Source organism: Aquimarina algiphila (genome assembly GCF_947494415.1).
GTDB classification, from domain to species: Bacteria; Bacteroidota; Bacteroidia; order Flavobacteriales; family Flavobacteriaceae; genus Aquimarina; species Aquimarina algiphila.
Genome location: NZ_CANLVC010000003.1, coordinates 16,212 through 28,004 on the forward strand (window position 1 = coordinate 16,212; position 11,793 = coordinate 28,004).

Below are 11,793 nucleotides of genomic sequence, written 5' to 3' on the forward strand. Positions count from 1 at the left end.
GGTTAAGATTTTCTTAATATAAGAATTCAAACATCAAATAATTACATCTAGATTATTAAAAAAACAGTCACTTCTGCTTCATAGATTCTAATGTATTGGTAACAAAATTGAAACGGATTCGTCGTAAATATATCTTAACAAATACATTTTCTATGAAATTTAAAATTATAGTAATCGGCTTAACTTTCTTATCATTTTTCTCAAATGCACAAAGCAGTGATGTTACTAATCATAAATTAGAACAAGTCATCGAGGATTTTAGAACCTCAATTATAGAACACAATAATTTCGAAAAATTCTCTAATTTATTTTTACATGATTCTATTACCTGGGCTGCTATTTTCACCAATAAATCAAAAGAAATGGTAGCGAAGAAAATGCCTGATTTTGTTTTTACTTCTAGTGATTACAAAACATTTTATAACAATCTAGCAGATGGATCTGAAGAAAAATTCTATAATATCAAAATGGATGTAAGAGATCAGTTTGCAACGATATCTTTTGATTATACTTTGGCTGTTAATTCTACAGTTCAAAACTGGGGTACAGAGTACTGGTCACTCATGCTAGTCAATAATTCCTGGAAAATAACAAGTGTAACCTGGTCTATGAATATAGAAAAAGTAGAAAAATGTCCTTTTGTATCTGAGCATTATTTTAAATTACAATAATACATTTTTGATTTCACCTCATTAAATTTTTATTCCTATCTGACCAATACCCAGCAGTAACAACGGGTATAATTCCAAAAAACACCCCTTAACAAAAAGGGAGGTTATCCCCTAATTTTCAAAAAATATTTGCTTTAGGTTTGTCACTCAATATTAGTATTGGCGCTATCATTTATATCACTATAGAAGAAGAAACTGTAGCGTGATCGTCATAGTGTCTACCCACTTTACTATAAAAACCGTCTTAAGGCGGTTTTTTGTATATCATAATATACTACTATGAATATAAAAAGTACAATTAAAATGTCATAGGTTTTCTTTATTTTGGTTGTCTAATTTCCTTAATCATCAAGAAATAAATTTAGGACAATAAATCTTACAATTTTCACACCTTTTAGTAAAACTTTAAATCATGAAAAAACTACTCTTTTTACTATTAATTATTATCATGTATTCTTGTGATAGAGATCATCCTAAGATTGAAATAATAGAAAATGAAAACCTTACTCAACATCAGATTGATTCTATATTAACCAATTTTAAATTTGAATACGACAAACCTGTTTTTATAGATAGCACCTCTCAGGTTTTATTACCTATTACTACACAACATTCAGAAAGAAAAAAAACATTTAGCAGATATAGTGGTGATGAATATTCCTGGGCAGATTATCCAAGATATTGGAATATTCTTTTTTATGACAAAAACTCTAATCAGACTAGACTATTAACTGAATCTAAGATGAGGATTACTGATTATATAGTAAATATTAAAGAAACCGGGGCAATCTTATCTAAAAGTATTTTATATAAAATTGGAGATATTGATTATAATAAAGATAAAAAGCTTAATCATAATGATCCTGAACATTTATTTATATCAAGGACAGACGGCACTGAATTTAAAAGGTTATCTCCTAAAAACGAAGACTTAATATCATATACACTAATACCTAAAAGTGATCAAATTATGATAGAAACCATACGAGATACAAATTCTGATTTAGAATTTAAACCCGATGATGAAAAAATATGGTATTTGATAAATCTAAGTTCAGATGTAAAACCCATAGAAATTATAAACTCTGGACTGCGAAAGAAAATTGAGAATTTATATTTTGAACAGTGGCTTAAAAAGAAATAAAAAAAAAGAGGTTGTTTAAAAGCTTTTAAACAACCTCTTTTAACGATATAGAATAATAATTACTTGTTATTTGCAATCCAGGTATTGATTTTATCTTCCAGCAATGCTAATGGAACACACCCAGTCTCTAATACTTGATTATGAAATTGACGAATATCGAATTTGTCTCCTAATTCTTTTTCTGCATTAGCTCTTAACTCTCTTATTTTTAACTGACCAATCTTATATGACAGCGCTTGCCCGGGATTCGCCATATAACGTTCGATCTCTGAAGTAATTCCAGCTTCTGATTCAGCCTCGTTATCCAACGAATATTGTATTGCTTGTTCGCGAGTCCATCCTTTTGAATGTAATCCAGTATCTACCACCAAACGTATAGCGCGATGCATTTCTGCACCTAACATTCCAAAATACTGATATGGATCTGTATACAACCCAAGTTCTTTACCTAAAGATTCGCTATATAACGCCCATCCTTCTCCGTATCCACTATACCATAATGTTTTTCTAAATTTTGGTAATTCTTCACTTTCCTGGGTAAGTGAAATCTGATAATGATGTCCTGGAATAGCTTCATGTAAAAACAGTGACTCATCGCTATATGTATTATACTTTGTTACCTCGGGAATTGGTGTATAAAAAATACCTGGTCGTGTTCCATCCAAAGATCCTGGATTATACTCTGCGCTTGCAGAATTTTCACGAAATGCTTCTGTGCGACGTACTTCGAATGGTGTTTTTGGTTTTACATCAAATAATTTTTCAATTTGTGGTTTCATACGATCATGAATCGCATTAAAATTATCTATAACTTGTTGAGGTTCTGTAAATGGCATTAACTCTTTCTTATTACGTACATGATCAAAGAAAGATTTTAGATCACCTGTATATCCTACTTCTTCCTTGATTTTTTCCATTTCAGAAGAAATTCTTGCCACTTCAGCAAGCCCTAATTCATGAATTGCATCAGCCGTCATTGTTGTCGTGGTATACAACTTGATTTGATATTGATAAAATTCTTTTCCGTTGGGGATTTCAGAAATCCCAGAACTGGTTCTTCCTGCTTCCATATAAGTTGTACTCATAAATTGATGTAAACTTTTGTAAGCGGGAATGATTTTCTCAGATACCATTTTACTATATGCTTCAGTTAATTGTTTTTTATCCTCCTCTGTAAAACCTTCGGGGAAATTTTTAACGGGAGTATAAAAAAGATGTTTATCCAAATCTTCTACAGTCAATGCCTCTAATTGCGGAAGTACTTTTACAATTAGAGATTTTGGCAACACATATCCTGCTGTCATCCCCTCTTTCATTTTTGCTTCAGCCGAGGTCATCCATGCAATATATCCTTCAAGACGCTTTAACCAATTGTTATAATCTTCTACAGTTTTAAATGGCTGAGCACTAGAACCACTAGCTAACTGCCCAGCGACAAGGTTAATAGACCACATTTGATCTATTGGAAAATAGTCTTGTTTAAAATTAAACGCCTCTAAACTCATGTCACATTCCCAATTGAGAATTGCTTTGGTCATTTTTTCGCTTTCAGATAATGTAGCATCATCAAACTGTGCTAATTGTTCTTTATATTTTTGAAAATACGCTTTAGATTTATTTACGGTTTCGTCGGCCAAAGGATTTGGGAATTGATCGTTAAATCTATTATCTCCTGCAAAAGTTGCTTGCACAGGGTTGAGCTGTAAACCTTCTTCATAGTAGTTGTCCAGCATCTCATTAAATTTAGCGCTAACATTAATTTCTTCTGTGGGCTCTTTTGTCGTGGTTGTTTCATTTTTACAAGCTGTAAAAATCAAGGTGAGACAAACCATGGCAAGTGTCTTTTTAATCATGATGTGATGTGTTTTTGTTTTAGGAAGGAAAGATAGGAAAATTCACAAGAAAAGAAATGTTTCTTATAGAACCTATAATGAAGTTAATCACTCTTAATCTGTAAAAAAATCAGATTTGTAGACACATCTAATATTCTAAACTTTTTTCTACTTTTTTATTAGTTATTACTTAGTCTTTCTCTTTTTTAAAAAAGTAAATAAAAAAATGAGACGTTCTATTATTAATCCATATAATAAAATATTAAAAATAAAACGAATAATAAAAATGGAAAAACCTTGTCCTTTGACACTAATCAAATTAAACAATGTTTGTGTTGGATACATAAGCACCGTATACGTTTTTCTCAAAACTATAGATGTTGCATTAGAACTTAGTGTACCTTCTTCACTGGCGTACTCAGCCATAACACTATAGGTCATTAAAACAGAAAGTACAATTACTGATAGACTAAAAATGTGGAAATTAATTCTTGTCATCAACTTAAATATTTATGATATGCTCTATATAATTCTAAAAAAGAAAGTCAGGTATCCTATATCAGTTTAGTTTCTGATCATGCTTTTAAATTGACTTACTTTTTAAACGCTTCAAACAAAAAGCAAAATGCTCGAATGCAAAAGAATATAGCAATACATTAAAAACTAGTCTTCAATTATTTTTTCCTTACACTCTTTTACTAATTCAAAATTCAATCCGTTAAACATAAAAACACATTGACATTTGAAAGTATTTGATTGATTCACATTTTGAAAATAGTCTTGGTCATTATTATTAGATTCACTTTCAATGTAATTTTTACAATTACAATCGGTTGTTAAGTCATCTGTTTTATAATCTACCGATATCATTCTTGTTTTAGGCTCATATTTAACACCTCCATCCCAATCCCTCAAAACAAGAGAGTATGAAAAGTCTTGTTGAAATATTCCGTCTTTGTAATTTACCAACATTGCACTAGTTACAAAACAAAACGAGCATCCTCTGACTTGTTGTGTTAGCACGTATTTAGTTCCCTCTGTTGTTGGTATCGAAAAAATACCAGTAAAGCCATCACCATCAAAAACTTCATAAACTTTTGATTTTTGGGCATTCATTGAATCTTCTTCTTTTTGTACACTATTGTTTAATTCTGTATAGTGCATCAATGAAACTCTACTTTTATATGTACCTCCTGTTTTTTCATCAATAGAAAAATTATAAAGTTTACCATCATCTGATTTTATGATATCTAATTCAGATGAATTAAGTAATTGAGTAATATCATTTTTACCAAACTCGGCATTAGTAACAACTCTATTTAAGTTATACATTATTTTTTTCTGTAAAAAGAGAATTAAATCATATTTACCAATGGAGTCTCTGACTACAAATTCATAGTCTTTTTTATTTTTAAGTATGTCTTTTTGATCTTTTTTAGATATCCCTATTTCATTAAACGAATATGAATTTTTTCCATAAATTGAAATCTCCCCGTAGAATTCGAGGTATTTATTGGTTTTGGAGATAAGTTTTTTAAATGAAATATTTTCTTGAGCAAAAGTAAAATTACTTAGTATCAAAAAAAATAAAATGAATTTTAACGTATTTGTATTTTTTTCAAGAGCACACAGCATCACACCAATGATTTGAACGATTCTAAGATAATGTTTTTGGTCAAGTTGGTAATCTATTTTTTGATTTTAAATCAATTTTCTTTTTAAACTTTTCAAACAAAAAACAAAACGTTCAAATGCAAACGAATATAACAGAACATTAAGAATTAGTCCTCCTATTAGACCATATATCCCTTTTACAACTCCAGAATATCCAATAGCATCTGTAGGTAATTTAAATATCGTATTTAGTTTCATTAAAAACTCTGTCGTGGGAGTAAAAACTAGTGTTCCCCTATCATTGGCATTCCCTAATATGCTGCAGATTGCTGCTAAAACAAAAAGTAAAATAAAGGTTACAATGTACGTATGTATATTAATCTTTTTCATCTGTAGTTGCGTATTAAAAGTTAAAATGAATTATTCTTAATACTGTGCAAGATATAGTCGTTTGGAAGTATACCAAACACCATAAACAATGAAAATTAGTGCCCTGAAAACAGGGGATTATTAATAAGGAAAAAAGGGGTTGGAATTTCTTATATCCAATTTATAAAAGAGGTTCAATAAAAAAAGGAGTTAATAACCACGCGTGTACTTTTCTTTTTCGACAAGAGCAATTGCCTGTTTACCATTACCTGTAAGAAATTTTGTTTTTAGCGTTACTCTTTCTTTTAACCTTTGAAAAAATACAATAAAATGCAAATGTGGCCCGGTAGCCCAACCTACATCTCCACTATATCCTATAAACTGACCTATTTTTATTTGATCTCCAATCTTTACTTCTGCTCCATTCTTTTTGATATGAGTATATTCAGCAAAAGTACCATCACTATGATATATAAGAATAAAATTATTATATTTTGCACATTCTGATGTTGTACAACTTTTACTAAAACTTTCTTCTATATCTACTACAACTCCATCTCTAGCGGCATATATTTTAGTTCCTACGGGCATTTTAAAATCTAGCGCATTTTCATTTTTGTGGGAGACAGCGCCATTATATCCTTGGGATAACCAATATTCTTTTCCTTTTGGAAACGGTAAATAATACTTAAAGTTAGTATCATACTTCTTCAGGTTATGATTCCCATGATTATAGGTAGACTCATACCCTAATTTTATACGTTTTTTTCTATCAATTACGGTTAGATCTGTAATGATGTGTTTCTTGGTTTTTGCGGGCACAACAAACACCTTATTATTTCCATTAGTAGAGTTTAAATTCTCTAATCTGAAATCTATCTTAGCTGAAACCGGACTATACTCATCATTATCTGCAAGGATAGCAAAACCATTCTCAGTTTCTTCATAATAAAGTTTAAAGTTATCCTGAGAAAACAGAGATATCGAAAATAAACTTAAAATAAGAAGAGTACTGGTTTTCATATTTTTTTAGTTTTTAATGATTGTCTAGAGGTTTTATACTTTTATTTTAATTAGTACCAAAAACTATACCGAGTATATTTCCCTTTTATATTGGGTACTATAACCTCTATAAGTTACAAAAAAAAATAAATCTAGTTTTTAAGAAACCTAGTCTAATAATTAAACTTATAAGTAACTCCTCCTAAAACCTGTATCCCTTGAACTGGGAAATTGACCCAGCGTTCATAATTCTCTCCAGCCAGATTATTTCCTTTTACAAAAAATGAAAGCTGATCACTTAAACGATACCCCAAATTAACATTAGCATCAAAATAGCTATCCAAAGTAACTATAGACTCTGGAAGTGAAGGAAGAGCAATAACTTGATTGTTTATATCCTTTCTTTCACCTACATAAAATAGTTGAGCTCCAAAATACCATTGTTTATTAATTTGATAATCCATAAGCACTGAAGCTTTGATTTCAGGTAAATTCCATGCTTCTTGTTCGTCTTCTGTACTATAATTAAAATATTCTGCAGAAGCTCCCAGTTTAAATTTCTTATTAATTTCAAAATTTAACTCCCCGTATCCTACTAGAGTATTGATATCATCATAACGATACGAAAATGAATTTCCATAATCAAAACCTTCTAGTTGTAATGTTGGTCTAGCATTGTTTACAAATAATGGTTTTTCATCTTCAGAAACATAACTTCCTCTAAAATTATAACTTACTACATCAGATATCTTTCCTTTTAATCCTATATATGCATCATATAAAGTATTTGTAGGTTCTATAATTAATGTAGGAGAAACAAAAGGGTTTTGTTGTACTGCATCTCTATAGCTATTCTGTTCTAATTCTCCTTCTAAACCACCATACGCGATAACAGCTTCCTCTAGTAATCTATAAGAAGCAGTAACTTTTGGATAAATAAAGAAATCATTATCGCTATTTTCTGTATCAATACTGTAATATACAGCTGCTCCCAGGTTTACCGTAAGATTATCCCTAAGAATCACCAGGCTTGGATTTACTCCCAAATTTAGAATACCATATTTATTGGGAGTTTGCGAAGCAAAGTCAAGATCTCTCTCAAAATTACCACTTAGATAATCAACAATAAAATTAGTGGTAATCAAATTATCTCCTATTTCAAACTCAAAAGTCGGTTTTGCAACGACATGATGTTCTACAGAGCTTATAGCATCACCAAAAAATCTATAATTTAATGATGCTTTCTTAAAATATAAATCATCAAATTGAAGCTTCCCTCCAATTTTGGCACCAAAATAACTTTGTTGTGGATCGATGGCATCAATTTGTACTTGCGTTAGCTCAGGAATTTCTGGAAGTCCATACCAATTATACAACTGATGTTCTACTCCAACTTCTATTCCGTATGTATAATCCCTTGTTCGAGAAGTATAATTAAGATCCAGAAAAGTATTATAAAACTTATCATCCAGTTGCACATCTTCAATACCACCTTGTGAAGAATTATGATGCAAATACAATCCTATATTATCTGATCTATTGATCTGAAAGTTACTATAAAATTCTGCAAGAACCGATGTGAAATTTCCAAATCCTAATGTTGCATAATTATCATAGATCTCAATGGGTTTAGGTCTATCAATATTAGCTGCGCGACCTTTGGCTGGAGTATATGTTGATGCTACAGGTACCGAAAATATACTATATCGAATTTCTTTTTTTTGTTGTGTCACCGAATCATTAAGAATTGGCGTAGATTTAATTTTAAACGCATCACTAATTGTTGGAGTATATGCCTTAACAATAACTACCCTTTCAGTTTCAAGCGTTTCTTTTTCTTTTTCCTGTGAAAAAGTTACTGTACTTATAAAAGTACTTATAAGAAGTAATACTCCAGACCCAATTGGTTTTGAAAAACTACAAGGGCTATTCATTTTTTTAAAATATGTAAGCATATGATACAACTCGTTTAATAACTGATTATTATTGTTCGGTTTGGATAGATGAATTTGTTTTTGCCTCTTCGGCTTTGATTTTTTTAAGTTCGATAGTTGCCTCATCAATTACCTCTGGGTAATCTGTAAAGTTTTTAATCACACTTTCCAAAATATAGGTTGCCTGATATGCATCCTTAAGGCCATAGAAATTTTTTGCCATAAGTACTAATCCTTTAGACCCATACAATCGATATCCGGGGAAATCTTTAGATAGTTTTTGAACAGTTTCATTAGAGCTTTTATAATTTCCTTCTTGGTTTTTAAAGTAAGCTTCATAATATAAAGCCTCTGCAGCCAGTTCTCCTGTTGCAATTTTCTGTACTTCGGCATATGCTCGTTTTGCCCTCTCCATATCGACAGTTTGGAAAGCTGCCCGTGCTGTAAAAATTTTAGCATCACTTTTTACATCGTTTTGGATTTTTGGATTAGCCAACACTTTATCCGCATATTCAATAGTCTTTTGATACTTTAGTAACTGATAATATGATTTCATCAAATTAGATTGTGCAAAGATTATGTTCTGAGGATAATCTGCATCACTTTCTAGACGTTCTAATACCGGAATTGCTTTTTCATAATTGCGATTCTCTAGGTGTATCTGGGATAATCTTGCAAGAGATTGTTCTGTATACTCTGTGCGATCCTGTTGTAATACATATTCATAATGGGGTACAGCAGTTTCTTTTTGTCCTTTTTTGAAATATAATTGTGCCAGATGAAAATTACTTTTTAAGGCGTGTAATCCATTTGGAAATTCATTTAAATATTTTTCAAAACCATTAATTGCTGCATTATCATTATTCTCCAAAAATTGTTTCTCTGCAGCTTCAAACGAAGTGTTATCCAAATCTGCATCACTCACATCAACAAAACTCAGTCCTTTAACCCAAGTAGCGTATTCTTCTGTTCTACCCAGATCTACATAAATCAACCTAGCTGTATTTACTGCTTGAATAGCTTCATCGGTACCTGGATATTCTGCTACTACCTTTTTAAATTTTGATAATGCCTGATCTCCTTTATCTCCATTGTAATAGATCAAGCCTTGTTTTAATAGAGCTTTTGGCACATATGAACTTCTGGGTAAGTCACGGATAAGACGATCATAGGCATCAATCCCTCGTTGCACCTTATTTTCAGACACATACACATCACCTAGAGCAAACATAGCATCATCACGATACGTAGATCTAGGATATTTTTTTAAGAACATCTCAAGATCCTGAATCTTTTTATTATGTTTATTTACAAAACCATAACTAATTGCTTTCTGATAATGTGCATAATCAGAATCAGGTCCGTTTTTATCAATTGCCTGGTTATATGCTTCCATAGCCGGCCAATATTTACTAGATATAAAATGACTATCTCCTAGTCTTAAATAAGTATCAACCTGCCTTGCTTCATCTATATTATCCTTTTTAGAAAACGTATCAAAATACGTTGCAGCTTGAGGATATTGTTTTAATTTAAAATACGTATATCCCAAATTATAATCAATCTGTTGATATTCATTCGTGGTAGAAGCTCCTGCACTACCTTGAAAATCTTTAAACCCAATTAACGCATCATCAAAATTAGTAAGTAAATAATCACTTTCTGCCTTCCAATACGTTGCCTTAGCCGTAAACTTAGGATCAACTTGCTCTTTTAAGGATTTATCAAAATATAAGATGGCTTCTGTATATTTATTTTCATTATACAATTCGATCCCTCGATAAAAAGCAACTTTTTGATATACTTCCTTATCTGCAAAGTTTCGACTACCTTCAAGCAAATCCATTGCTTCTTTATAATTTTTTGAGGTGATATACGAACTGATTAAAAGTTCCTTAATCTCTTCTTCAAATTCGGTATTAGGATATTGATCCAGATATGATAATAATACTTTTGGAGCACTCTCAAAAGAATTTCCTATCTCATAACTAAGTTTTGCATAATTATATGTAGCATCTTCTTTTATTTTAGCTTCAAAATCCATTTCTGAAGCATTCTTAAAAGCATTTAATGCTTGTTGTTTTTGGTCAGTTTTTAAATACGATTCTGCCAAGTGATAATATGCATTTTGAGCAGTAGCATTGCGGCCGTCTACAATTTTATTGAATTGAGAAATTGCATTTTGATACTCACCTTGCTTATAATATGCATATCCTAAGAAATAATGATCTGTATTATTCCATTTTCCTTTTCGACCTCTATATTCTTTAAGATATGGAATCGCTTTTTGATATTCGCCAAGGTTGAAATAACTCTCTCCAATAATCTTATTCAATTCAGATTTTTCTGAAGGTTTTGATTTTGGTAGCTGAGTCAAGCCTTCGTTAATAGCTTCTTGAAAATTACCCGACTTAAAATTCATGTCACTTTGAAAATAAGATAGGTTCTTATTATATTGATCTAAATCCTTAACTTCATCAAATAATTTATCTGCTTCCTTATAATTATCTCCTTCATATGCAATAAAGCCCAAATAGTATTTTGCCTTTGCTCCATACTCTGGTGAATCTTCTACCTGATTAAGGAATTTTTTAGCTTCGTTAAATCGTTGGATTTTGAAATAAGCATACCCATTATTAAAGTCATACTTTTCTTTTTCTGTTCGGCTTAAATTTCCTTCATCTACCTTATCGTACCATTTACGGGCATATGCATATTTCCCATTATCAAAATAATATGTAGCTGCATCAAGATAAGCAGCATTACGCTTAATACTTGTTGGATATTGTACTACAAATTCTTCTAAAAGTTGATCTGCATCTTTTTGATTTAACCAGACAGCACAATTAGCAATATAATAACTACAATTGGCGTCAATATTTTCATCTCCTGAAGCTTCACGCACTTTATCAAAAAGAGTTTGAGCTGCCAGAAACTGCTTATTGTTATACAATTCTAGTGCCTGATTATATTGCACTAATTCATTGGTATAAATTGCGGATTGCTGTGCAGATATATGTGCAGACAGGCAAATCACAAAAAGCATCGAGGTGATGTATTTGTTCATTTAACTAAGTATTACAATAAAAAAGTAAATATCGTTTCCCGTGGATAAATTTTATGTTAAAGATAGCCTAATCTTCATTTTAATAACGAAAGATTTTCGAGATAATTACATTCTTAATTTATAATTATGAATTCTTTATGAATGTCATCTATTGAAAACA

At 30.9% G+C, this 11,793-nt stretch carries 9 protein-coding genes; 2 read left to right on the plus strand and 7 right to left on the minus strand.

Annotated features, from left to right (window positions below; genetic code table 11):
- Positions 1-152 precede the first annotated feature (152 nt).
- Both PQF96_RS05945 and PQF96_RS05950 read left to right on the plus strand, forming a co-directional pair.
- Positions 153-671 carry a hypothetical protein gene (locus PQF96_RS05945; protein ID WP_109434827.1) on the plus strand — a complete coding sequence of 173 codons (519 nt, stop codon included), beginning with the start codon at positions 153-155 and terminating at the stop codon, positions 669-671.
- A 412-nt stretch (positions 672-1,083) separates the two neighbouring features.
- Positions 1,084-1,815, plus strand: a complete 732-nt coding sequence (locus tag PQF96_RS05950) for a hypothetical protein (RefSeq protein ID WP_271765413.1) — start codon at positions 1,084-1,086, stop codon at positions 1,813-1,815.
- 59 nt (positions 1,816-1,874) lie between these two features.
- On the opposite strand, the gene PQF96_RS05955 is transcribed toward PQF96_RS05950, so the two are convergent.
- The 7 genes from PQF96_RS05955 to PQF96_RS05985 form a co-directional block, all read right to left on the minus strand.
- Positions 1,875-3,668: a DUF885 domain-containing protein gene (locus PQF96_RS05955; RefSeq protein WP_271765414.1), complete on the minus strand. Its 1,794-nt coding sequence runs from the start codon at positions 3,666-3,668 to the stop codon at positions 1,875-1,877.
- A 165-nt stretch (positions 3,669-3,833) separates the two neighbouring features.
- Entirely contained in the window at positions 3,834-4,145 is a 312-nt protein-coding gene (locus tag PQF96_RS05960) for a hypothetical protein (RefSeq protein WP_271765415.1), read from the minus strand.
- A gap of 165 nt (positions 4,146-4,310) precedes the next feature.
- A complete protein-coding gene (locus tag PQF96_RS05965) occupies positions 4,311-5,228 on the minus strand; it encodes a hypothetical protein (protein ID WP_271765416.1) in 918 nt (305 codons plus the stop codon).
- Positions 5,229-5,348: 120 nt separating this feature from the next.
- The gene (locus PQF96_RS05970; RefSeq protein WP_109434821.1) at positions 5,349-5,651 is read right to left on the minus strand and encodes a hypothetical protein; all 303 of its coding nucleotides are present in this window, start codon (positions 5,649-5,651) and stop codon (positions 5,349-5,351) included.
- A 189-nt stretch (positions 5,652-5,840) separates the two neighbouring features.
- Positions 5,841-6,653 (minus strand): M23 family metallopeptidase, encoded by an 813-nt coding sequence (locus tag PQF96_RS05975; RefSeq protein ID WP_143916431.1) that lies wholly within the window; start codon positions 6,651-6,653, stop codon positions 5,841-5,843.
- Positions 6,654-6,805: 152 nt separating this feature from the next.
- Positions 6,806-8,587 (minus strand): TonB-dependent receptor, encoded by a 1,782-nt coding sequence (locus PQF96_RS05980; protein WP_271765417.1) that lies wholly within the window; start codon positions 8,585-8,587, stop codon positions 6,806-6,808.
- Positions 8,588-8,615: 28 nt separating this feature from the next.
- Positions 8,616-11,633, minus strand: coding sequence for a tetratricopeptide repeat protein (locus tag PQF96_RS05985; protein WP_271765418.1), 3,018 nt, complete (start codon positions 11,631-11,633; stop codon positions 8,616-8,618).
- Positions 11,634-11,793 lie beyond the last annotated feature (160 nt).

What these genes read in the sequence shown, in the direction of transcription:
- PQF96_RS05985 (WP_271765418.1), bottom strand. Translation starts at nt 11,633, where the DNA reads ATGAACAAATACATCACCTCGATGCTTTTTGTGATTTGCCTGTCTGCA.
- PQF96_RS05950 (WP_271765413.1), top strand. Translation starts at nt 1,084, where the DNA reads ATGAAAAAACTACTCTTTTTACTATTAATTATTATCATGTATTCTTGT.
- PQF96_RS05945 (WP_109434827.1), top strand. Translation starts at nt 153, where the DNA reads ATGAAATTTAAAATTATAGTAATCGGCTTAACTTTCTTATCATTTTTC.
- PQF96_RS05980 (WP_271765417.1), bottom strand. Translation starts at nt 8,587, where the DNA reads ATGCTTACATATTTTAAAAAAATGAATAGCCCTTGTAGTTTTTCAAAA.
- PQF96_RS05975 (WP_143916431.1), bottom strand. Translation starts at nt 6,653, where the DNA reads ATGAAAACCAGTACTCTTCTTATTTTAAGTTTATTTTCGATATCTCTG.
- PQF96_RS05960 (WP_271765415.1), bottom strand. Translation starts at nt 4,145, where the DNA reads ATGACAAGAATTAATTTCCACATTTTTAGTCTATCAGTAATTGTACTT.
- PQF96_RS05955 (WP_271765414.1), bottom strand. Translation starts at nt 3,668, where the DNA reads ATGATTAAAAAGACACTTGCCATGGTTTGTCTCACCTTGATTTTTACA.
- PQF96_RS05970 (WP_109434821.1), bottom strand. Translation starts at nt 5,651, where the DNA reads ATGAAAAAGATTAATATACATACGTACATTGTAACCTTTATTTTACTT.